This is a genomic window from Pseudomonas sp. Z3-8 (genome assembly GCF_051131975.1).
Taxonomy (GTDB): domain Bacteria; phylum Pseudomonadota; class Gammaproteobacteria; order Pseudomonadales; family Pseudomonadaceae; genus Aquipseudomonas.
In genome coordinates, this window is sequence record NZ_CP071643.1 from 3,456,560 (window position 1) to 3,479,563 (window position 23,004).

The window sequence follows — 23,004 nt, forward strand, 5'->3', positions numbered from 1 at the left end:
GAACCTGTAATGTTTGGGGACGCAGAGGTTTCACTGTTCGAGTTGTTCGAGCAGCCCCAGGAATTCATCGTCGGACAAGCCTGAGTCGGCGAAATCCGAAGCCGTGGCGCGGCCAACCGAGGGCGCCTGGCAATGTTCCAGCAAGGCTGTGAGCCGCTGCTGGAACTGCCGCGCCAACTCGCCCACCAGCGCTGGATCATGGGCTTGCGGCGCATAACGCCACTCCACATGCAATTGTCCTTCGTTGATCAGCGCCGTCACGTCCAGCCAATGCGTGCGACGCGTGCTCTCGGCGCGCATGCCTGGACACACCGGCCGCGCCAGGCGCCAGAGGCGCGAAGCGCCGATCCATTGGTCGACCCGCCCCAGGTAGTTGAACGTCAACAGCGAGGCCGCAGCCAGGCCGTGCGCCGGATCCTGGCGCAACAGACCGTAGCCGATGCCTTGCTCGGGTACGCGGCGCAGGGCTTCCTTGGCCGCGATGATCGAGGGCTCCAGATCCCAGGAAGTGTCGACCGCCAGTGGATAGCGGCTGGTGTGCCAACCGATCGAGCGGGACAAATCGGGGGCCTGCTCCCAGCCGCTGCGGCCATGGCTTTCCAGCTCAAGGGTGACGCGCTCGCGACCCTGCCACTGGCCGATGACGCCGGCCAAAGCTGCTACCAGCAAATCCTGGACCTGGGTGCCGTAGGCCGCGTGGCAGTCGCCCAGCAACAACTGCGTCTGCGCCGATGAGAGTTGCGCGTCCAGCGTGCGGCTTGCGCCATAGGTATTCGCCTGTTCGGGGACAACGCCCTCTGCACGCAGTTGTTCGTGCCAGTAATCAACCTGGGCCAGCAAGGCCGGCTCGCGGCGGTGCTGCTGCAGGGCCTCGCTCCACACATGGAAACCCGCCGAGACGGCCGGCAACGCCAGGTCCGGTTGCAGGTAGAGACTTTCCAGCTCCTCCAGCAGCACCTGCCACGACACTGCATCGACGAGCAAGTGATGCGCCGTGCACAGCAGCTCCCGGCTCTGGGAGAAATACACCCAGCGAATCAACGGCGCCGTTGCCAGATCGAAGCCTTGCTGCCACTGCTGCAACAGCGCTTCGCTCAGGGGTTGCTCCTCGACATGGAACAACCCGTTGACCTGGGATTGAGAGAACGCCTGGTAACGTTGTTGCCAGCCCTGCGCCGAGGCTTCGAAGACCAGGCGCAAGCTGGCGTGACGCTGCAACAGCGCGCCCACGGCCTGGGTAAACCGCGCCGGTTCCAATGGCTGGTCCAACGCCAGCAGCAATGACTGGTTCCAATACCCGGGCTGGCTTTGCTCCTGGGCGAAAAACCATTGCTGGATCGGCGTCAAGGCAAATGCCGTGGCGGGCTCGAGCTCGGAAGGCTTGGCACCCTCCTTCGCCGCGCCAAGGTCAACCACGTGTTCGGCCCAGCCGCGTACGGTCGGGAACTCGAAAATCTGCTTGGGCTTTAGTTGCAGGCCCTGCTGCTTGGCCCGGGCGATGATTTGCAGACTCAGGATCGAGTCGCCACCAACGCTGAAGAAATTGTCATCGACCCGCAGCTCCGGGTTACTAAGAATTTCCCGAGCGATGTCGAGCAAGCGCTGTTCGAGACTGCGCTGCGGTGTTTGCACCACTCGCGCCAAGGCGCGCACGGTCTGTTCGGCGAACAGCTGCTTGGGCGTCATCAGGATGTTCTGCTGGCGCGCCAGCGCAATGATCTGCAAGCCGAGGATCGAGTCGCCGCCCAGGGCAAAGAAGTTGTCATCGGGCCCCAGGTCGGAATTGCCGAGTAGCCCGCGCCAGATGTCCAGCAATGCGCTTTCAACCGCGTCCAACGGCTGATCGAGCGATGTCTTCGCCGGCGCCTGGGCCGGCGCCTGCTCGTCCCATCGCAGCAATGCCTGGCGATCGACCTTGCCGTTGGGCAGCAAGGCGAAACCCTCGAGACAATGCCATTGGGCCGGTTGCATGTAGTCCGGCAGTTGCGCTTGCAGGGCAGCTTGAATGTCGGGCAGCGCGGCAGCTGGCGCGACCAGAAAAGCTACCAGGCGATTGCCGGTCAACGGCGAAGGGCTGTTCAGCACCTGCACATCGCCGACCTGCGGCATCGCGCGCAATCGAGCCGCGACTTCGGCCGGTTCTACCCGGTAACCGCGGATCTTCACCTGCTCATCGAGCCGACCGAGAAACTCCACCTGCCCTTGATGATTGATTCGAACCCGATCGCCGGTGCGATAGCCGTGCCGGCCAAAGCGGGCCCGGTCTGCGTCGGTCGCGCTGAGGTAGCCCAACGCAACGGTCGCCCCCTCGACGTACAGCTCGCCACTGACGCCTGTCGGCAAGAGTGCGCCGGCGGGCGAACGCACGCTGACCTGGACATTCGGCAGGGGTCGACCCAGCGGCGCTGCGCCGCGGGTATCGACCTCATGGGTCAACACCCCGACGGTGGTTTCGCTGGGGCCGTAGTGGTTGACGATGCGCAAGTCCGGCTGCAAGGCGCGTAAGCGTGAAACCAGTGCCTGGCCCAGGGCCTCGCCGCCGGTCACCAGGCACTGGCGCGGCAACAAGCGCTGCGGATCATTGGCGACCAGCAAGGCGTTGAGGTGCGACGGCACGATTTTCAGCAGGTCCACGGGCTCGCGCTCAAGCACCGCAGCCAGCTCCTCGGCATCGAAAGCCAGCTCCTCGGCCAGCAGGCGCAGGCGCCGACCACTGAGCAGTGCACCGAACAACGCCGTGTGCCCCAGGTCGGTGGCGCAACTGGCCAGGCTTGCAAGGCTGGCATCGGCGGACAGGTTCAGGCGTTCAAGGCAGCCGGTCACGTAATGAATCAGGTTGGCCTGGCTGACCGCCACGCCCTTCGGCCGTCCGGTGGAGCCGGAGGTATAGACGACGTAAGCCGGCAGGTCTGCGGCCACGGCTGCGCGCAATGGCGATTCGCTGGACAACGACGCGGTTGGCAACGACAGCCACCGTACCGGTTCAGGCAGCCATTCGGGACGCAGGCCCTCGCCCACCCAGACCCGGGGCGTGGCATCCTCGCAGATGTCCTGCAAACGCGACTGCGGCCACTGCGGATCGAGGGCCAGGTACGTGGCGCCGCACTGCCAGGCCGCGAGCATGTGCATCACCAGCTCGCGGCTGCGGGGCAGGCACAAGGCGATGCGAGCACCCTCCAGGTTCGCGCCTGTCTGCAAGCGCTCGCCACGGGCAACCACCGCTCGGCCCAGCTCGGCATAGCTCAATGTGCCTTGTTCGTCTTGCAGGGCAATCGACTCAGACTTGTGGGCGCACTGCTGGACGAACGCCTGCCAGGCGTTGCTGACCGGGACCGGTAGGTCCTCGCCACTGAGGATCGATCGTTGCACGGACGGTAGCCAGTCGAGCTGGGCAAAAGGTACGTCCGGCTGGTCGATGACCGCGTGGACCAATGCAACGAACTGGTCGCAATAACCCTGGACTGTTTCGTGACGGTACAAAGCCTTGCTGTAACGCCACCGACAGAGGAAACCCTCCTCCTCATCCACCACAACCATGTTCAGTTCATGGGCCGCTCCACGCTGTTCCGACAACACGGGGTCCACGTACTGGTGAAAAGGCGCGGCACGTTCCTTGTTGAGCGTGAACATGTGCTGGAACAGCGGCGCCTTGCCCGCCTGACGCTCAAGGTTCAACTGCTTGACCAGGCGCGAGAACGGGTAGTGTCGGTGCGCGAGGGCCTGCTTGACGGTGGCGTCTACCTCACGGGCCCAGTCACGACTTGAAAGGTCTGGCTGCAAGCGACAGCGAACCGGCAGCGAGTTGACCAGATAGCCCGGCAAATTGAGGTGTTCGCGTCGCAAGCGCAGACCGCCGGCCGTACCCAGCACAAAATCGTCTTGCCCGGACAACACCCCGAGAAACTGTTGAAACAGCGAGAACCACCAGACGTAAGGCGTCACGCCCCATTCTCGGGCCCGGGCCCTCGCCCTCGCCGTGGTGGCGGGATCGAAGCGAACCGGCAGCTCCATCCCTTCGAATGAGCGGTTACCGCCAAAGGCGAAATCCGTCGGCAACTCCAGCGTTGGAGCTTCGCTCAGTTGTGCCTGCCACCATGCCAGCTCCGCAGCTTCGGTCGCCTCGCTACGCACGTGCAGCTCACTGTTGTAGTTGCGATAGGCATCAGGATTGATTGCAGGCAACGGCTGACCATCGACCTGTGCGAACAGCTCGTTGAGCACGATATGGAACGTGGCCGGATCGGCAGCGATGTGATGGATCACCAGCAGCAGCGTGAGCTCGGTATGACCGTCCCGGGCGTTGCTCAGCACCACACCTCGGCTAACTTCACCGGCCTGGAGATTGAAAGGCCGGTCGGCCAGTTCGGCAATGCGTTGCTGCAAGGTATCGGTGTCCGCCGCCTGCAAGGCAACCCACTGCAACGGCTGGATATTTTCGCTACGACTCCACTGCACCAGGTCGCCGTTGCGTTCACCGTAGGCCGTGCTCAACACAGGGTAACGCCGCTGAATCGTGGCCCAGGCGTCTTGTAGGCGCCGAGGCAAGTCCTCCGTTACGAACTGCGCCTTGATTCGTCCTGCGTAAGCAAGGTTATAGGCACAACTGTCGGGTTCCAGTCGCTGTAGAAACCAGAGCGCCTGCTCATTGTCGGTCAGTGGCCGCGCATCAAGATAATCGGGATGCAGGGCCAGCCATTGCAACACTTCGTGCTCTCGCGAACGGAGCTCAGCTTCAAGTTCATCCGTCAAAGCACCTTGCGACCCGGGCACGATGTCCAGTTGACCTTCGGCTTCCGATAGGCGAATTCCACGCAGCCAGCAGCGATGCATCAGGCGATCGAGCATTTGATGTCCTTCATTTTGCTTGTTTGGAATAAGCCACCCAATGCGGCGGCTTAATGCAAGAGCGTCGGGCTCAACCCGCCGAAGCAGGCTCGGCCATGGCGACCACGACCTTTCGCGCGCCCTGGAATGTCGAGCGGCCGTGAGCCACCAGCATGTTGTCGAGCATCAGCACGTCGCCCGCCTGCCAGGGGAAAGTCACCTGGCAGCGCTGCAGTACGCCGCGCACATGCTCCAGGGCTTCCAGCTCGATGGGTGAACCGTCCCCGTAGAAGACGTTACGTGGCACACCCTCTTCGCCAACGATGGAAATCAGCGTCTCGCGTACCGGCGCAGCGAGATTGGAGATATGAAACAGATGCGCCTGGTTGAACCATACCCACTCCCCGGTCACCGGATGCTGGGCCACGGCCTGGCAGACCTGGCGCGTGGACAGCTCGCCGTCGTCCGTCCATTGGAACTGGATGTGGTTGGCGCGACAGAATTGTTCCACCTGCGAGCGATCTTCGGTGCTGAACGCCTGCTGCCAGGGCAAGTCGAGGCCGTTGCCGTAGTTGCGCACGTACATCAGGCGTTTCTCGGCGAAGCGCTGGCGGATCGCCGGATCGAGTTGCTGGTAGACCCTGCGGCTATCGGCGATCGGGGTTTCACCCCCCACAGGAGAAGCCTGTACGCAGTGGAACCAGATCTTCATCGGCCAATTGAGCGAATAGGACTGCTCGTTGTGCAGCGGGATGACCTGGTGGGCAGGGTATTCAGTGGAGGTGTATACGCGGTTGTTGAGCTTGGTGCGCGGCGTGGAGGCGTAGTCGTAGGTCAGCAGCTCATGGCCAAAACCGCGGGCAAATTCCTCGAAATCAGCTTCCCCGCTGAAAGCAAAACCGCGGAACAGGATGCCGCCGACACGCGGCAACTCGGCCTCGACTGCCTGCAGGATCTGCGCTCGGCTATCCTGCCAGCGAGCCCCCGTGGCGGGCGCTTCGAAAATGAACGGCAAGGTCTGCTCGTTGCCCGGTACGCCTTCCATGGATTGAACCTGTGCACGCGCCAAACCAGTTTCCATTTGTAATCCCTCGCCATTCCGATGAGCGTATTTTTCGAGAGCACAAACTAATACAAACGAGTAACAACCGCAATAGAGAATGATTGTCATTAATGACGATAGTATGACAGCTGCTACGATTCACTTGCCCTGAAGCACACTCTCGCGCTCAGCGATATGGGACATCAGCAGGTAAGCGGACCCCAGCAGGCCTTGCATCGTATCGGCATAACGACTGCGGTTCAGGTAAAGAAACTGACGGTTCTTCACGGCGAACAGGTTCCGCCATTGAGGGGACTGGCGGAAAGCTGCGGTGCTGGTTTCCGAATCGAGCAGCTCCTCATAGGTGTCGATAATGAAATCACTGTCGAAGTCACCGATTCGCTCCAGGCTGTAGGGCACATTCTGCCGCGCCTCACGATACGCGGCGACACGCCCCAGCCCGAAATCAGCGATAACGTCATCCATCCCGCCACGGCCGATCAACTGGAAACCATCGGTATAGACTTCCAGCGTGGTGACCGTGATGCGCGCAGGGTCCTTGACGCGCTTCTTGAACTCGCTGACCACCCATTGGTATTCGCGAAGCATTTCTTCATAGCGCTGTTGCTTGCCGACCAGGTCGGCGAGTTCCTTGGCGTAGGTCTTGATATCGCTCTCTCGCGACGGCAACAGAACGACCGGGGCGATCTTGCTGAGCTTGTCCTTGAGGTCGGCGTGATAGGACAGGCCGATGATCAGGTCAGGCTTCAACGCCGCAATGGCTTCGAGGTCAGGCGACTGGTGCGAGCCGATGTATTGAATGCCCGTCACATCGAAGCGCTCTTGCGCGCCGCGAAACAGCACATCCGAAAACAGCTTTTTGCGCCCTGTCGAGCCGCAGGGCTTGATACCCAACTCCAGCAACTGGGTGGTCAGGCTGAAATCATGCAAAGACACGATGCAACGCGGCGAAACGGGCACTTCAACCCGGCCGAAACTGTTCTCGAACACCTTGGTTTCAGCCGCGCCAGCAGGCATCGACAGCAATGCCAACGACACACAAAGCATGCCGAGCAACCCTTGGAATATTCCCTTCACCCTTCCCCGCACGCTCTTGCCTCCAGATAACTTCAATATGAACGTCGCGGTGTTCTCAGCGACTGCGTTGACGCGCCAACAAGACGATCAGATAGGGCGCTCCGATGATCGCGACCACCAGCCCCGCCGGTAATTGCAACGGCGGGAAAAGCCCCCGCCCCAGTGTGTCGCCCGCCAGCACCAGCAGCGCCCCCATCAACGCGGATAAAGGCATCAGGGCGCCGTGGCGATCACCCGCCAGTTGGCGCGCCAAGTGCGGGGCCACCAGGCCGACAAAGGTCATGGTGCCGACATTCGCCACCGCTGCCGCCGTCAGCATGACGCTGCAAAGCAACAGGAAGGCCATGACACCCGTCACATTCAGGCCTCGACTGAGGGCGACTTTTTCACCCAACTGCAACAGGTTCAACTGGCGATGAAAAAACAGCAGCGGCGCCCCCGCCAGCAGCAACCAGGCGGCGAGACTATGGACCTGGGCCCAGCCGGCCCGATGCAAGCTGCCGCCCAGCCACATCAAGGCTGACTCCACCTGGTCGATATTGCCGTAGGTGATGAGCAGGTCGGCAACCGCACTGAGCATGGCGGTCAGCCCGACGCCGACGAGGATCAAGCGCAGCGGCGAGATGCCCTGGCGCCACGACAGCAACGCGACGAAGAACGCCACGGCCAGCCCACCGGTCAGTGCCGCCAACGGATACAGCTCCAGCGGCAGCAGCGTGGGCCAGAGCACGATGATCAACAACATGGTGACGCTGGCGCCCGACTCCACGCCTACCAGGCCCGGCGCCGCCAGGGGATTGCGCGTCAACGATTGCATCAACAGGCCGGCCAGCGACATCGCCGCCCCGGCGAGGATCGCCAGCAACACCCGCGGCAGGCGCAACTCCCAGAGCAGATTACGCGTCGTCGGGTTGGCCTGGTCAGGGGCTGCCAGCGCTTGCCAGGCCTGGGCAACATCCAGTGAATAACTGCCGACGGTCAGTGCATACAAGGCCAACGCAACCAAGGCAAGCAGCAACACCAGCACCGAAATCAGGTCGATCGGCCGGGCCACCCAGGGCAGCAACGGCAGCATTCTGGGCAGGGTCAGCCCCAAGCGCATCATCGAACTTTCCTCAACACCAGAACCACGAAGATCGGCCCGCCGATCAGCGCCGTGACGATCCCGGTATTGAGCTCGAAGGGACGCACCACGGTCCTGGCGGCGATGTCCGCCAGGATCAGCAGGAGCGCGCCAAGCAAGGGCGCGGCCAGCAGCAACCGACGGTAGTCATCGCCGAACAACAGGCGCGCGGTGTGAGGCACCACCAGCCCGACAAAACCGATCGGCCCCGCCAGGGCCACGGCGCAGCCTGACAGCAGAACCACCGAAGCCAGGCCGAACAGACGCATCTTCAACAGGTTGACGCCCATGCCGGCGGCGGCTTGCGGACCCAACCGATGCGCGTTCAACGCGCGGACGTTGACCAGGCAGAGGAACATGCCCAACACGGCATAAGGCCAGACCCACGCCTGCATCGAGCCTCCGGTCACCCCGATCGAGCCGGTGAGCCAGCGCCGCAGGCTGTCCAGCCCCTGCTGATCGAGCAGCAGTAAAATCGAAGTGATAGCACTGAACAACGCCGCGATCATCGCCCCGGACAACGTCAGTCGAATCGGGTTGTGGCCCCTGCCCGCCAACAGCAGAACACCAACGGCGGCGACCAGGGCGCCGCTGAAAGCAAACAGCGGGATCATCGACAGATCGTGGCCCGGTAGCACCAGCAAGCCGAACACGACGAACAATGCCGCGCCGCTGTTGATGCCGAGGATCCCCGGGTCGGCCAATGGGTTGTCGCCCACCGCCTGCATGATCGCACCGGCCAGACCGAGACTCGCGCCCACCAGCATGGCCACCAGCAGGCGTGGCAGGCGGCTGCCACGAATGACGCTCTGGTCGGGGCTGTCTGGCGAATAGGCGACCAAGGCCTGCCACGCCTCGCTCCAGGGGATGCTCTTGGCGCCCACCGCCAGATGCAGCAGCGCGGCCAGGGCAATCGCAATCAGCAGGCCCAGCCACACCGGCAAGCGCAAACCGTGAATCACATCGCCTCCCGCACAGCCAGCGGCTGGCTACGGGTGGTTTGGGGGACACATAACGGATCGCCGGAATAAGGGTCGGTAATGATGTGCGCGTCCAGGTCAAAGACCGCCTTGAGGTTTTCCCGGGTGAACACCTCGGCAGGCGCGCCCTGGGCCAGCAACCGACCCTCGCGCATCATCACCAGGTGATCGGCGTAACGCGCGGCCTGGTTGAGGTCGTGCAGCACCGCCACGATGGTCTTGCCTTGCTCACGCAGATCCACCAGCAATTCGAGCAGCGTGATCTGGTGCGCGATGTCGAGAAAGGTCGTCGGTTCGTCCAGCAGGATCACCGGAGTGTCCTGGGCCAGGGTCATGGCAATCCAGCAGCGCTGCAACTGCCCGCCCGACAGGGTGGCCAGCGAGCGATCCAGCAAAGGCCCGATACCCGCCAGGTCGATGGCGCGATCAATCGCCTGCTGGTCCTGATCGGACCATTGGCGCCACCAGCTCTGCCAGGGGAAGCGCCCCTGCATCACCAGCTCCCGCACGCTCATGCCGGCCGGCGACGTGGTGCGCTGGGGCAACAACGCCATTCGTTGCGCCAATGCGCGGCGTGAGTACTGTCCCAACGATTTTCCGCCCAGGTGCACGTCACCCGCGCTCGGCCGCAACATATGCGCCAGTACATTAAGCAGCGTGGTCTTGCCGCAGCCGTTGGCCCCGATCAACGCGGTGAAGCAACCTTCGGGAATATCCAGGCTGACACCGTTGAGAATCTGTTGCTCGCCATAGCTCAGCCGCACGTTGCTGGCTTTCAGCATGACCGTCCCTCCAACGCCCTAGAGGGCCTGATCGTTTCGTCCATCGTACAGATCCCCCCGGATCATTTCCCCCTGACAACACAGGGAAATCCACCAAGGGTCAAAAAAGTGGGGCACAGAATATGTCGAAACCAAAATAATTTCGCTACAAGCCTGACAATATTAATGCAAACCCTTATCATTCACAGTCAGATTATGGCCAGTAGACACTAACCTCGTTCGTTTGCCCGATGCCGCTGGACCGGGACAGCAGGCCTGCGAAGACAAAAACAACCCCAAGGACTTCCTCGATGCTCGTCAGAAAAACAATAGTTGGCACCGAAAAACGTTACGTCTCGCGTCATCCTGCGTTTCACCTGAGCACGCTGGCACTGGCTTTGGGGAGCATTTTTTCAGCACAGGCGATGGCCGCACAGGAGGAGGCTGCTGCCAATGCCCCTCTTCAACTCGGCGAAATCAACATCAACGCCGCCGCCGTGGAAAACCCGACGGCGCCGCTGGCCGGCAAGGTCGCCTTGCGTAACGGCAGCGCCACCAAATCCAACGCAGCCATCACCGAAACGCCGCAATCGGTTTCCGTGGTGACCGCCGATGAAATGCGTGATCGCAAGTCCGACACACTGGCAGATGCCCTGAGCTATACCCCGGGTTTCACCAGCCAGCCAAGCAGCTTCAACCGCACCTCCGACCGGTTCCGCATGCGCGGATTCGACGTCGAATCCGCCACGGGCGGTTCGCTACGCGACGGCATGCGCTTGCAGTACAACTCTTACGACGGTGTGCAGGAACCCTATGGTCTGGAACGCGTGGAGGTCGTGCGCGGCGCGGCTTCGGTGTTGTACGGCCAACTGTCGCCCGGTGGCTTCGTCAACGGCGTGAGCAAACGCCCGACCGAAACCCCACAGCACGAGCTGGGCATGCAATACGGCAACCATGATCGCAAGCAACTGACCGCCGACTTCAGCGGGCCGCTCGGCGACAGCGAAGTCCTCAGCTACCGCTTGACCATGCTCAAGCGCGACAGCGACACCCAGCAGGACTACATCAACGACGACAAGCTCTACATCGCCCCGGCCCTGACCTGGCGCCCCAATGAAGATACGTCGCTGACCCTGCTCTCGTTCTATCAGAAGAGCGACACCCGTTTCTCCGCCCCGCTGCCCTATCAATTGGTCAAGGGCGTGGGCAACGGGCCGGTCACCATCGGCCGCCACGATTTCATCGGCGAGCCCGATTACGACGACATGAATGGCGAGATGTCCGCCATCGGTTATGAGTTCGAACACCGCTTCGATGAGCACACCCGTATCAGCAACAAGCTCCGTTACTACGAAGCGGATGTGAAGTGGAAATACATGCAGGCACAGACCAGCACGGCAGCCATCAACGGAGCAGCCAATACCGGCGTCCTTCGTCGTCAGTACAGTGACCGGCGCGAGCGTTCCCGGGCACTGGCCAGCGACACCAACATCGAGACGCGCTGGAACATTGGCGGTATTGAAAACACCTTCCTCGTCGGCGCGGATACTTATGATGCGTCGTATGACTCGCACAATTTCCGCGCCAACTCGACATCGATCAATATCGGTGACTACAACTACGGCCAGCCAGTTGTTGTAGACAAGCGCCGGAACCGTGACCGTGGTTCGCAGATCGATACCTTCCAGACCGGCATCTACCTGCAAGACCAGATCAAGTTCGATGATCACTGGCTGCTGCTGCTGGGCGGTCGCCATGACTGGGCCGACCAGGACCAGGAAGGCTTCGCCACCGGCCAGAAGCTGAGCCAGGACGACGAGTCCACCACCTGGCGCGCCGGCCTGGTGTACGAGGCCGATAACGGCTTGGCCCCTTACATCAGCTACAGCGAATCGTTCTTCCCGGTAGCGGTTGCCGATGCTCCTGGCCAGACGTTCGAGCCGACCGAAGGCAAGCAGTATGAAATCGGTATCCGCTACCAGCCTCCTGGCAGCAATACGCTGTTGAGCGCAGCGGTTTATGAGCTGACCCAGGAAAACGTCGTCAAGCGCGACCTCGCCGGTAACAACCCGCAGCAGATCGGCGAACAGCGCTCCCGTGGCCTCGAACTGGAAGCCAAGAGCGACGTCACGCCTCAACTGACAGTCATCGCGACGTATGCCTACACCGATTCACGCATCACCAAAAGCGTAATCCAGAGCGAAGTCGGCCAGCGCAGCGAAGATACGCCTTACCACCAGGCCGCGCTGTGGGCTGATTACAACTTCGCGCTCTTCGGCGTGCCACAGCTGAAGGTGGGCGGCGGCGCGCGCTACAAAGGCACCACCCAGGCGTCGGGCATCGATTCACAATTGCCCGCCTACACCCTGTTCGATGCCATGGCCAGCTACCAGATCGACAAGAACTGGGACGTCTCCCTCAATGCGAACAACGTGACAAACAAGAAATACGTTTACTGCGAAGCAGCCATCTGCCGCTACGGCGACGAGCGCGAGCTGGTGACCTCCGTCAACTTCCGCTGGTAAAACCCCTGGCTCGGTCGGCGCCGACAAGCGCCGACCGAGCCATTTCGCGCTGAACGAAAACCTTTTCAAGCCCGCTGCCCCCCTTCATCGCACCCGCCCCTCTGAATTCTCTTTTGACTTGACGCATCAGATGTCGATCGTCATATTACGATCATCATAAGCCAGACAATAACCGGCCAAGAGGGTTGATCCATGGAAACTGGAAGTGCATCAGCGATTGCGCAAGCGCAGCCAGAGGCATCGCGTCCAGCCCTGACCGGTCGAGTCGTCGCCCTGCTCGCAGGCCTCGCGGCGATTGGCATGCTTTCCACCAACATCATCCTTCCCGCATTCCCGGTCATTGGCGATGACTTGGGCGTGACCGCCCGCGAACTGGGCCTGACGCTCTCCAGCTACTTCGTCACCTTTGCCCTGGGCCAGTTGGTGGTCGGGCCGCTGGCCGATCGTTATGGGCGCAAGAAGCTGGTGCTGGGCGGATTGTCGGTGTTCATGGTCGGGACCGTCATCGCAGGGCTCGCCACCACGCTCGATGTCATGATCGCCGGACGCATCGTCCAGGCATTGGGCGTGTGCGCGGCCTCGGTGCTGTCGCGCGCCATCGCTCGGGATCTGTTCGAAGGCGAGACGTTGGCCCGCGCCCTGTCGCTGACCATGGTCGCCACCGCCGCCGCGCCGGGTTTTTCACCGCTGGCCGGCAGCCTCCTGACCGTCACGCTCGGCTGGCGCGCCATCTTCATCCTGGTGGGATTGGCCGCCGTGGTGCTGGCGTTTTTTTATGTTCGTGATCTTGGTGAAACCCATCCCGCCGATCGCCGGGCGCCGCACTCCACCGGCAGCGTCGTGCGCGCTTACGCAAGGCTGATGGGGGACAAGCGCTTTATCCTCCCCGCCCTGTCGATGAGCCTGCTGCTGAGCGGCTTGTTCGCTTCTTTCGCGGCCGCCCCGGCGATCCTGATGAAAGGCATCGGCCTGACGTCAGTGCAAGCCGGCCTGTATTTCGCCTCGACGGTGTTCGTCGTGTTCGCCGCCGGCATGGCGGCCCCGCGCCTGGCGCACCGCTACGGCACGCGTACCATCGCCTTGCTGGGCATTGCCTGCGCCATGCTCGGCGGTGGCCTGCTTGTGGTCGGGCCGGCTGACCCAGGCCTGGGCTGGTATGCCTTCTCGATGGTGACATTCCTCTGGGGCATGGGCCTGGCGAACCCGCTGGGCACCGCCATCACCATGGGGCCTTTCGGCAAGGAGGCCGGCATGGCCTCGGCGTTGCTGGGATTCTTGTCCATGGGCGCTGCGGCGCTGACCACCTGGCTGGCCTCCGTATTGAGCTTTTCGCCCATCACCACGCTGGGCGCGATCCAGGCGTTGACCTGCCTGATCGCGCTGCTGCTGTTCTTCTTGCGCCGCTGAGCCGACGTCAGTCTTCCCAGCGACGGAACAGCACGCTGGCGTTGACGCCACCAAAGCCGAACCCATTCGACAGCGCATGGGTGATCGGCATCTTCCGCGACTTCAGCCCAACCAGATCGAGCCCGCTGGCTGCCTCATCCGGATGAAGCAGGTTCAGCGTCGGCGGCACGATCTGGTCACGAAGCGCGAGCACGGTGAAAATGGCTTCGATGCCTCCGGCGGCGCCCAACAGATGCCCGGTGGCGGATTTTGTCGAGGTGATCGCCACACCGGAGTCCACGCCGAACACCGCGCGAATCGCTGCCAGCTCACCCGCGTCGCCAACCTGAGTGGAGGTCGCGTGAGCGTTGATGTGCTGCACCTCGGCGGGGCTGATACCGGCCTGGCGCAGCGCCTGTTCCATGGCGCGGCGGGCACCGTTGCCATCCTCCGGCCCTGCGGTCAGGTGATAGGCGTCGGCGCTGGTGCCATAACCTACCAGCTCGGCCAGGGGCTTGGCCCCACGTGCCAGGGCGTGTTCCAGCGATTCGATCACCAGCAAACCGGCGCCTTCGGCCATGACAAAACCGTCGCGATCACGATCAAACGGCCGCGAGGCCTCTTGCGGGCGCTCGGCGAAGCCGGTGGACAGCGCGCGAGCCGCCGCGAAACAACCCAGGGTCACGCGGTCTATCGCCGCCTCGGTGCCGCCGCAGATGGCAATGTCCGCCTCGCCACTCCTGATCAGCCTGGCCGCATCGCCGATGGCCTGTACGCCGGCGGCGCAAGCCGTGACGGGTGCGCCCAGCGGCCCTTTGAACGCATGCCGGATCGACACCTGCCCGGCCGCCATGTTGGCCAGGAAAGCCGGCGCGGTGAACGGCGACAGACGACGCGGGCCACGACTGTCCGTGGTGCGCACGGCATCGGCAATCGTGGCGAAACCACCCACGCCCGAGGAAATGATCGTGGCGGTTCGCTCCTGATCAATGCCCTCGACGGGATGCCAGCCGGCCTGCTCCAGGGCTTCGTGAGCCGCCACCAGGGCGAACTCGATGAAGCGGTCCATCTTCTTGCGATCCTTGGGCGCGATGAGGCGCTCCGGGTCGTAACCGGCAATGCCGTCCTCTTCAAGGGTCGGCACCTGCCCACCCACCGCGACGCCGGTGCCTTCGGTGACGTCGGCGGACAGATTGCGAATGCCGGAATGCCCGGCCAGCAATCGCTGCCACACCTCATCCACGACGCAACCCAGCGGCCCGACCATGCCCACACCGGTGACGACGATTCGTTTCAGACCTTGGTGATTTTTCATGCTGCCCTCTTCGTCTCGGGACGGATCTTGAACCAGATGGAATACATCGCCGGCAGGAATACCAGCGTCATGATGGTGCCGACGAACGTGCCACCGATCAGGGTGTAGGCCAGCGTTCCCCAGAACACCGAATGGGTCAGCGGAATGAACGCCAGGATCGCCGCCAGCGCCGTGAGCAGCACCGGCCTGGCTCGCTGCACCGTGGCTTCGATCACCGCGTGGAACGGATCGAGGCCTTCATTGGCGTTGTGATGGATCTGCCCGATCAGGATCAACGTATTGCGCATCAGGATGCCCGACAGCGCGATCAGCCCGACCAGCGCATTGATGCCGAACGGCTGATTGAAGATCAGCAGCGTCGGCACCACGCCAATCAAGCCCAGCGGTGCGGTAAGGAAGACCATGATCATCGCCGAGACCGAACGCACTTGCAGGATGATGATCAGCAGCGTCATGGCGACCATGATCGGCACCAGCGGCACGATGGCCTTGCCGGCCTTGCCCGACTCCTCGATCGCGCCCGCCTGCTCGATACGGTAGCCGCTGGGCAATCTGTCGATCACCGGTTGCAGTTGCTTGATGATTGCGCTGGAGACATCCGGAGGTTGCAGGCCTTCGGCGATGTCGCCGCGCACGGTCATGGTCGGCGTGCGATCACGTCGGCGCAGGATCGGGTCCTCCATGCGCACATCGACTTCGCCCACCTGGGACAGCGGAATCCGCTGGCCCGTCACGCCCACCAGGGTAAAGCCCTCTATTTTTGCGGGGTCGAGGCGGATATCGCCGGCAGCGCGGCCGACCACCTGCACCGAGCGGATGTCCTCGCGGACCGCCGTGATCGGCACGCCCGTGAGCAGGAACTGCAGTTGCTGGGCGACTGCGCTGGACGTCAGCCCCACCGCCTGCAAGCGGTCCTGGTCGAGGTTGAAATGCAGCGTCGGCGCCAGCGGCCCCCAATCGGTGTTGACGGTCCTCATCAGTGGGCTTGCCTGCATGATGCCCTCAACCTGGCTGGCGATCTCGCGCAGTTTCGCCGGATCCGGCCCCATCACCCGATAGGCCACGAGGAACGGCGAGTAAGGGCCAAACACCAGCTGGGTCACCCGCACCCGCGCCTCTGGGGCAAGCCCTTCGGCGACCGCTTCACGCAGACGGAACTTGAGGGCTTCGCGCGCCTCCTGGCTGTCGGTCAGGACCACGATCTTGGCGAAGGACGGGTCGGGGAGTTCCGGCGCCATCGCCAGGTAGAAACGCGGCGCGCCTTGACCGATATAGGCGGTGACGATCTTCGCCTCTTCCTGCTGTTGCAGCCAGGCTTCGACCTTCGCGGTGGTGGCGCTGGTCTGCTCGATGGAAGTGCCATAAGGCATCTGCACTTCCACCAGTACCTCTGGGCGGTCCGAGGTCGGGAAGAACTGCTTCTTCACCAGGCCCATGCCCACAATCGCTACGAAGAACGTTGCGATCACCGTCCCGGCCACCCACCACTTGCGTGCGATGACGCGGGTCAGTATCTGGCGGAAGCGGTTGTAATGGCGGGTGTTGTAGATGGCCGCGTGACCACCCTCGACCGGCTTGATGTCGGGCAGCAGCTTGACACCCAGGTACGGCGTGAACGCCACCGCGACCACCCAGGAAGCGATCAGCGCAATGCCGACGATCCAGAACATGTTGCTGGTGTACTCGCCGGCGGTTGATTGGGCGAAGCCATTGGGCATGAAGCCGATGGCGGTCACCAGGGTGCCGGAAAGCATCGGCGCGGCCGTGTGGCTCCAGGCATAGGCGGAGGCCTTGATCCGGTCGTAGCCCTCCTCCATCTTCACCACCATCATTTCAATGGCAATGATGGCGTCATCCACCAGCAGCCCGAGCGCCAGGATCAGCGACCCCAAAGTAATGCGGTCGAAGTTCTTGCCGGTGGCGGCCATGACCACGAACACCACCGCCAGGGTCAGCGGCACCGCTGCCGCGACCACCACCCCGACGCGCCAGCCCATGCTCAGGAAGCAGACAAGCATCACCACCAGCAGCGCGACGAAGAACTTGACCATGAACTCGCCGACGGCCGAGTCGATGTTCACCGATTGGTCGGTGACCTTGGTCAGCGTCATGCCCAGTGGCATGCCCGCATTGATATTGCTGCTTTCCACATCCAGCGCTTTGCCCAGGTCGAGGCCGTTCCAGCCCTCGCGCATGATCACGCCCAGCAACAGCGCCTCTTCGCCGCCGTTGCGCACCAGGAATGTGGCCGGGTCTTCGTAGCCGCGCTCGACGGTCGCCACGTCCGACAGCTTCAGCGAGCGACCTTGTACCACCACCGGTGTATCGCGAATCTTCTGCAACTTGTCGAAGGCGCCGTCCAGGCGCAGGAAGACCTGCGGCCCGACGGTTTCGATCGACCCCGCTGGCGTGAGCATGTTCTGGCCGTTGAGGGCGGCAAAGATTTCCTGCGGCGAAACCCCCAGGGTCGCCAACCGATCATGGGAAAAGGACACGAAAATCCGTTCGGCCTGCTCGCCAATGATGTTGACCTTTTTTACACCCGGCACGTGCAGCAGCCGTTGGCGCAACGCCTCGGCGTCACGCACCAGCAATCGCTGCGGCTCGCCTCTGGCTTTCAGGGCGAACAGCGCAAAGGTCACGTCGGAAAACTCGTCGTTGACCATCGGCCCGATGACACCGGCCGGTAGCTTGATGGCTTCGTCGGCGAGCTTCTTGCGCGCCTGGTAGAACTCCTCCTGGACCTGGGACGGCGGCGTGCGGTCGACCAGCGACACCATGGTGAACGCTAGCCCCGGGCGCGTATAGGTTTCCGTGCGGTCGTACCACTTCAATTCCTGCAGGCGTTTTTCCAGCGGCTCGGCGACCTGGTCCTGCATCTCCTGGGCCGTCGCCCCTGGCCAGGCGGTGATGACGGTAAGTTGCTTGACGGTGAACGGCGGATCTTCCGCGCGGCCCAGCTGGAAGAACGCCAGGACACCCGCGACAGCAATCAGGAACAACAGGAACACCGTGATCGAGCGCTCGCGAACGGCGAGCGCCGAGAGATTGAAGCTCATGGACGATTCTCCGCAACCTTCACATCGCCCGGTTGAGCCAGCCTCACCTCTTCACCCTCGCGTAGCAGATGCGCGCCCAGTGCGACGATCCGCTCGCCGACTTTCAGCTCGCCCGAGACTTGCGCAGTGTCGTCGCTCAGGCCCAGTAGCTGGAGCGGACGCCAGGAAACTTTTGCCGGTTCACCGGCGATCACCCAGACGCCGGCACCTTTGCCCGAGTCGTGCAGCGCGGCGATCGGCACTTGCAGCGCCTGCCCCAACCGGCTGCCCGGACTGATGCGCAGCGTCACTGTCGAACCCAGCGGGGCATTGGCCAGCGCGCCCTCCAACACATAACGTGCCTCGAAGGTGCGTGTGACCCGATCGGCGGAATCCGACAGCCACCTGAGCTTGGCGTTAACCGTCGCGGCGGCGTTGCCATAAAGCCTCGCCTGCGCGGTTGCGCCGGGGGCGGGCCGCAGGGTCTCGGGCAACTGCACAGCGGCTTCGCGCTGGCCTGCACGCGCCAGTCGCACGACGATTTGGCCAGGGCTGACGACTTGTCCGGGCTCGGCCAGGGTCTCCATCACCACGCCATCGGCGTCGGCCAGCAGCACCGCATAACCGGAGGCATTGCGCGCTACGTCAGCCTGCGCCTGGGCGGCGCTGAGTTGCGCTTTCGCGGTGTCGGCGGCGGCCTTGATCTGGTCGTAGCCCGAGGCGGAAACAGCGCCCGCAGCGACCAGGTCGCGATACCGCGCCTCGTCATCCGCGGTCTGCCGGGCCCGCGCCCGGGCCGCGGCGACGGCCTCCTGCTGCGCGCGTGCCTGCAAGCCGAGATCGATGGGATCAAGGCGCATGAGTGGCTGGCCCCGCTTGACGGTCTGGCCAGTGTCGACCAGACGTTCGAGCACCTTGCCGGAAACCCGGAAACCCAAATCGCTCTGGACGCGGGCGGTCACCACGCCGGTGAAGGAACGCGAGGTATCGGACGCCGCCGATACCTCGGACACCCGCACCAACGGCGCCAGTGTGCGCGGATCCTTGGTGGTGGAGGACTCGCCGCACGCCGTCAGGACGAGCGGCAACAAGCAAGCGGCAATGGTGACAGGTCGGCGCCGGAGCATAGGGTCCCTTACTTGAACGCTAGGATGGAAGGCGCATTCTCAATGCTTGTGACCGTTTATGTCAATCGTCACTAAAACACCAGTTGACGGGCGACCTTCTTCTGAGCAGCGTACGTTCTGGCCTAAACGACGAGATAAAAACCGCTGCGAACAAGATGATTTGACTTTAAGTGACCAATAATTAGTATGGTCACAAATAATCTCCACTTAAGGAAATACGATGCCTCCCCTGCGCCCCATTGCTCTTCTAATGAGTGCCAGCCTCATGGCCGGTTGCGCGGTCGGCCCGGATTACCAACGTGCCGCCGCGCCGCTTCCGAGCCGGTACCTGGGCCAGCCTGCGGTCGAACAGCGCTCCACGGCCGCACCGACCCTGCTGGTCAACTGGTGGGAAGGCTTCGCTGATCCCACCCTCACCGCCTTCATCCAACAAGCCCTGGAACAGAACCTGGACCTGGCGCAGGCGTCGGCGCGCGTCACCCAGGCACGGGCCGGCCTCGGCGCGGCCAACGCCGCTTTGCTGCCCTCGGGCAACATCAGTGGCCAGGCCGCGCGTTCATACCAATCGGTCGAGACCCCGCTCGGCCAGGTGCTGGACTCGACGCCCGGCTACGACCGATACGGAAACTTCTACGAGCTCAACCTCGGTGCCGGCTGGGAGCTAGATGCCTTCGGCGGCCTGCGCCGCGGGCGCGAGGCGGCGCTGGCCGAATACCAGGCGTCGGAGGCCGGTGCCGTCGCCACGCGCCTGGCCGTCGCCGCGCAGGTCGCCGACATCTACATCACCGTGCGGGGTCTACAGACCCGGCTCGACATCGCGAACCGCCAGGTCAGGACGCAGCAGGACCTGCTGGAAAAAGTCCAATTGCTCTACAGCAAGGGCCTGGCCGCCAGCTATCAGGTCCGCCAGACCGAGGGACAATTGTCAGAGGTGCAGGCCACCGTGCCGGTTTTGCAGGCCGGGTTGGACGCGGCCATGAATGCGCTGGATGTGATGCTCGGCACGCCGCCTGGCACCCATCGCCCGCAATTGGCTCAGGTGGGCGATATTCCTCTCGCCCCACCGATGGCGACGACAGGAACCCCTGCGGACCTGCTTCGACGTCGACCTGACCTCATCGTCGCCGAGCGCCGCCTGGCGGCCTCCAACGCACGGATCGGCGAGGCCGTCGCCGAGTATTATCCGAAATTCTCCCTCAGCGCCTTGCTCGGCAGTGCCACGGCGGTGTCCGGCGGCAATCTTTTCAGCGGCGGGGCCAGCCAGTCGGCGGGTGTGCTGGGGCTGCGCTGGAGGCTCTTCGATTTCGCCCGCATCAACGCGCAGATCGAACAGGCCAAGGGCCAGGAAGCCGAAGCGCTGGCGGCTTATCGCCAGTCGGTGTTGCGCGCCACCGAGGAGGTTGAAAACGCCCTCAACGCCCTGGTGAACCGCGAAGCCCAGGCGACGACCCTTGCTCAAGGGGAAACGTCGCTGACCCAGGCTCGCCAATCGACGTTTATCGCCTACCGGAAAGGTACCGCCAGCCTGATCGATGTGCTCAATGCCGACGAGACCCTGCTGCGCACGTCCGACACCCGAGCGCAGGCGCGAACGGAATCGGCACGGGCGGCAGTCGCGGCCTTTCGGGCGCTCGGCGGTGGCTGGCAGCCGCCTGAGGAAACGCCCGTGGCAACCCGGTGATCATTCCTTGAAATGGTCACTAATTGGCAATATCAGGTAAGGCTATTCATGAGGAGTTCACCACCCCCGTGGCGAGGGAGCTTGCTCCCGCTGGGCTGCGCAGCAGCCCTTTTTCTGTGAACCTCTAGCTCAGGGCATAAGACTGCGCAGGATCAGGTTGGAAGTGAGCGTGGGCGCTTCCTCGACGAAATCGAGGTTGTACTGCAGCAGCAACGGATTGACGAACGGCCGCAGCGCCAGGTGAATGGCTTCGACGGTTTCGTCCAGTGGCGTCTTGCGCTCAAACTCGCCGAGCTCACGACCTTCCCGGACGATCTGCAGCACGAAGCTCTTGATCTGCTCGTTGTAGATTTGTGAACTGGGCCAGCGCTCCGAGGCCGAGAACGCAGCGATGTCGTAGAGCTTGCGCTCATTGAAGAACAGGTCCACGCCCGTCGCGATCACGGTCTTGACCAGCCGGCGAAAACGCTCCGTCGCCGACAGCCCTTCTTCCTGGATGGCTGCTTCGACGGCAGCAACGATTTTCGACAGGCAATTGGCGCAGATAGCCTCGCCGATCGCCTGCTTGGAATCGAAGAATTTATAGATGTACGCCTTGGAAAAACCGATGGCCTTGGCCAGGTCGGAAACCGTGGTCTTGCCATAACCGTACTGGCTGAAGTGTTCATTGGCGGCGGCGACAATCTGATCGCGAATATCGTGATCGACGGGGCCGCGGGCGCTGGGTGAGGTAATGGATGGCTGGTTCATGGGGGCAGCTTACGCACCCGAAAGGTCGCTGACAACTCATGACCTTTCCGGAATAGAGTCACAAACGCTCCCTTCGAGGCTAATGCTGTTCACTTAAGGCGATCGGGGAACCCGTGGCAAGGGAGCTTGCTCCCGCTGGGCCGCGAAGCGGCCCCAAAACCTGCCAAATACGTAGTATCAGACACACCGCATCCGCCGGTTTGCGACTGCTTCGCAGCCCAGCGGGAGCAAGCTCCCTCGCCACGGGTACATCATTTTGTTAAGTGAACAGCATTACCCTTCGAGCCGGCCATCCTTTGGCTGTCAGCCAATCACATCGGCATACACCGCCCTGTCGACATTGCCCCCGGACAGCACCACCCCGACCTTTTTTCCCTCCATCAACCCACGCTCCTGGATCAGCCCTGCCAGTGCCGCGGCGCCAGCACCTTCGGCGAGGTTATGGGTGTCGGTGTAATAGACGCGCATGGCCTCGGCAATCTCCTGGTCACTGACCGCCACGATCCGCGCCGCCGCGGCGCGGTAGATGGCCAAGGCTTCGAGAATCGGCCTGCGCACGGCAAGGCCGTCGGCGAAGGTGTTGGCCGAAGCGGTTTCGCAGATTTCTCCGGTTTCAAATGACATTTTTGCAGCCGTTGCCTCGGTGGAGACCACCCCAACGATCCGGGTCTGCAAGCCCAGGGCATCGCGCGCGGCAATCACTGCGCAAATCCCCGAGCCACAGCCGATGGGTACGTAGACGGTGTCCAGGTCGGGCACAGCCATGAACAGCTCAAGGGCATAGGTGGCGACGCCCTTGACCAGCTCGGTATGAAACGGCGGCACCAGAAACAGCCCCTGCGCTTGCGCCAGGCGTGCCGCCTCCTCCCGGGCCTCATCGAAATCGCGGCCGTATTCGATCACTTCGCCGCCGAAGCCGCGCATGGCATTGTTCTTTTCGATCGAGTTACCCTCCGGCACCACAATCAACGCCTTCAGCCCCGAGGCGCTGGCCGACAACGCCAGGCTCTGGCCGTGGTTGCCACGGGTGGCGGTGACGATCCCTTTTGCTTGCGGGTGCTCACGCTTGAGCCAATGCATGAAGGTAATGCCGCCACGCACCTTAAAAGCCCCGGTGGGGGCATGGTTTTCGTGCTTGACCCACACCGTGCATCCCAGCCGCTGCGCCAACAAGGGCCAGGCGTACTGGGCGGTGGCGGGCATGACTTGATAGACCTGCCGAGCCGCTTGTTCAATCTCGTCGAGCGTCAGTGTGTACATGAGAATGGCCTCCTGGAATTTCGTCCAGTCTAGCCAGGGGCGCCGAGCCCCGGCTTTCAAAAAACCGACCTGACTTTTCCGGCGCTGGTTCACT

Annotated in this window: 14 protein-coding genes; 3 read left to right on the forward strand and 11 right to left on the reverse strand. The window is 63.0% G+C overall.

Going from position 1 to position 23,004, the window contains the following annotated elements; translation table 11 throughout:
- Window positions 1-30: 30 nt before the first annotated feature.
- From J3P94_RS15655 to J3P94_RS15680, 6 genes are all read right to left on the reverse strand, one after another.
- The gene (locus J3P94_RS15655) at window positions 31-4,845 is read right to left on the reverse strand and encodes an amino acid adenylation domain-containing protein (RefSeq protein ID WP_434568697.1); all 4,815 of its coding nucleotides are present in this window, start codon (window positions 4,843-4,845) and stop codon (window positions 31-33) included.
- A gap of 70 nt (window positions 4,846-4,915) precedes the next feature.
- Window positions 4,916-5,869, reverse strand: a complete 954-nt coding sequence (locus J3P94_RS15660; RefSeq protein WP_434574191.1) for a TauD/TfdA family dioxygenase — start codon at window positions 5,867-5,869, stop codon at window positions 4,916-4,918.
- Window positions 5,870-6,025: 156 nt separating this feature from the next.
- The gene (locus tag J3P94_RS15665) at window positions 6,026-6,964 is read right to left on the reverse strand and encodes an ABC transporter substrate-binding protein (protein WP_434568698.1); all 939 of its coding nucleotides are present in this window, start codon (window positions 6,962-6,964) and stop codon (window positions 6,026-6,028) included.
- A 55-nt stretch (window positions 6,965-7,019) separates the two neighbouring features.
- Window positions 7,020-8,069, reverse strand: coding sequence for a FecCD family ABC transporter permease (locus J3P94_RS15670; protein ID WP_434568699.1), 1,050 nt, complete (start codon window positions 8,067-8,069; stop codon window positions 7,020-7,022).
- The gene (locus tag J3P94_RS15675; RefSeq protein WP_434568700.1) at window positions 8,066-9,049 is read right to left on the reverse strand and encodes a FecCD family ABC transporter permease; all 984 of its coding nucleotides are present in this window, start codon (window positions 9,047-9,049) and stop codon (window positions 8,066-8,068) included. Before J3P94_RS15675 ends, J3P94_RS15670 begins: the two co-directional genes overlap by 4 nt.
- Window positions 9,046-9,849 carry an ABC transporter ATP-binding protein gene (locus J3P94_RS15680; RefSeq protein WP_305495001.1) on the reverse strand — a complete coding sequence of 268 codons (804 nt, stop codon included), beginning with the start codon at window positions 9,847-9,849 and terminating at the stop codon, window positions 9,046-9,048. The genes J3P94_RS15675 and J3P94_RS15680 overlap by 4 nt, the downstream gene beginning before the upstream one ends.
- Before the next feature lie 290 nt (window positions 9,850-10,139).
- Between J3P94_RS15680 and J3P94_RS15685 the strand changes: the two genes are divergently transcribed.
- Both J3P94_RS15685 and J3P94_RS15690 read left to right on the forward strand, forming a co-directional pair.
- Entirely contained in the window at window positions 10,140-12,353 is a 2,214-nt protein-coding gene (locus J3P94_RS15685; protein ID WP_434568701.1) for a TonB-dependent siderophore receptor, read from the forward strand.
- 192 nt (window positions 12,354-12,545) lie between these two features.
- The gene (locus tag J3P94_RS15690) at window positions 12,546-13,760 is read left to right on the forward strand and encodes a multidrug effflux MFS transporter (RefSeq protein ID WP_434568702.1); all 1,215 of its coding nucleotides are present in this window, start codon (window positions 12,546-12,548) and stop codon (window positions 13,758-13,760) included.
- Between the two features lie 7 nt (window positions 13,761-13,767).
- Here the strand turns inward: J3P94_RS15690 and fabF are convergent, their stop codons facing one another.
- From fabF to J3P94_RS15705, 3 genes are read right to left on the reverse strand one after another with little or no spacing between them, the layout of a single operon-like run.
- Complete coding sequence (gene fabF, locus J3P94_RS15695) at window positions 13,768-15,054, reverse strand: beta-ketoacyl-ACP synthase II (RefSeq protein WP_434568703.1); 1,287 nt, start codon at window positions 15,052-15,054, stop codon at window positions 13,768-13,770.
- Window positions 15,051-18,113 carry an efflux RND transporter permease subunit gene (locus J3P94_RS15700; protein WP_434568704.1) on the reverse strand — a complete coding sequence of 1,021 codons (3,063 nt, stop codon included), beginning with the start codon at window positions 18,111-18,113 and terminating at the stop codon, window positions 15,051-15,053. The genes fabF and J3P94_RS15700 overlap by 4 nt, the downstream gene beginning before the upstream one ends.
- Window positions 18,110-19,219 carry an efflux RND transporter periplasmic adaptor subunit gene (locus J3P94_RS15705; protein ID WP_434568705.1) on the reverse strand — a complete coding sequence of 370 codons (1,110 nt, stop codon included), beginning with the start codon at window positions 19,217-19,219 and terminating at the stop codon, window positions 18,110-18,112. Before J3P94_RS15705 ends, J3P94_RS15700 begins: the two co-directional genes overlap by 4 nt.
- A 220-nt stretch (window positions 19,220-19,439) precedes the next feature.
- Here J3P94_RS15705 and J3P94_RS15710 point away from each other — a divergent pair, with 220 nt between their 5' ends.
- Window positions 19,440-20,900 carry an efflux transporter outer membrane subunit gene (locus J3P94_RS15710; protein ID WP_434568706.1) on the forward strand — a complete coding sequence of 487 codons (1,461 nt, stop codon included), beginning with the start codon at window positions 19,440-19,442 and terminating at the stop codon, window positions 20,898-20,900.
- A 129-nt stretch (window positions 20,901-21,029) separates the two neighbouring features.
- On the opposite strand, the gene J3P94_RS15715 is transcribed toward J3P94_RS15710, so the two are convergent.
- On the reverse strand, window positions 21,030-21,650 hold the full coding sequence (locus J3P94_RS15715; RefSeq protein ID WP_434568707.1) for a TetR/AcrR family transcriptional regulator: 621 nt from the start codon (window positions 21,648-21,650) through the stop codon (window positions 21,030-21,032).
- Between the two features lie 303 nt (window positions 21,651-21,953).
- Window positions 21,954-22,910, reverse strand: coding sequence for a threonine dehydratase (locus J3P94_RS15720; RefSeq protein WP_434568708.1), 957 nt, complete (start codon window positions 22,908-22,910; stop codon window positions 21,954-21,956).
- Window positions 22,911-23,004: the final 94 nt, after the last annotated feature.

Bases quoted from the DNA above. Each gene is read 5' to 3' on its own strand.
- J3P94_RS15655 (WP_434568697.1), bottom strand. From the start codon at position 4,845: ATGCTCGATCGCCTGATGCATCGCTGCTGGCTGCGTGGAATTCGCCTA.
- J3P94_RS15660 (WP_434574191.1), bottom strand. From the start codon at position 5,869: ATGGAAGGCGTACCGGGCAACGAGCAGACCTTGCCGTTCATTTTCGAA.
- J3P94_RS15670 (WP_434568699.1), bottom strand. From the start codon at position 8,069: ATGATGCGCTTGGGGCTGACCCTGCCCAGAATGCTGCCGTTGCTGCCC.
- J3P94_RS15680 (WP_305495001.1), bottom strand. From the start codon at position 9,849: ATGCTGAAAGCCAGCAACGTGCGGCTGAGCTATGGCGAGCAACAGATT.
- J3P94_RS15685 (WP_434568701.1), top strand. From the start codon at position 10,140: ATGCTCGTCAGAAAAACAATAGTTGGCACCGAAAAACGTTACGTCTCG.
- J3P94_RS15690 (WP_434568702.1), top strand. From the start codon at position 12,546: ATGGAAACTGGAAGTGCATCAGCGATTGCGCAAGCGCAGCCAGAGGCA.
- fabF (WP_434568703.1), bottom strand. From the start codon at position 15,054: ATGAAAAATCACCAAGGTCTGAAACGAATCGTCGTCACCGGTGTGGGC.
- J3P94_RS15700 (WP_434568704.1), bottom strand. From the start codon at position 18,113: ATGAGCTTCAATCTCTCGGCGCTCGCCGTTCGCGAGCGCTCGATCACG.
- J3P94_RS15705 (WP_434568705.1), bottom strand. From the start codon at position 19,219: ATGCTCCGGCGCCGACCTGTCACCATTGCCGCTTGCTTGTTGCCGCTC.
- J3P94_RS15710 (WP_434568706.1), top strand. From the start codon at position 19,440: ATGCCTCCCCTGCGCCCCATTGCTCTTCTAATGAGTGCCAGCCTCATG.
- J3P94_RS15715 (WP_434568707.1), bottom strand. From the start codon at position 21,650: ATGAACCAGCCATCCATTACCTCACCCAGCGCCCGCGGCCCCGTCGAT.
- J3P94_RS15720 (WP_434568708.1), bottom strand. From the start codon at position 22,910: ATGTACACACTGACGCTCGACGAGATTGAACAAGCGGCTCGGCAGGTC.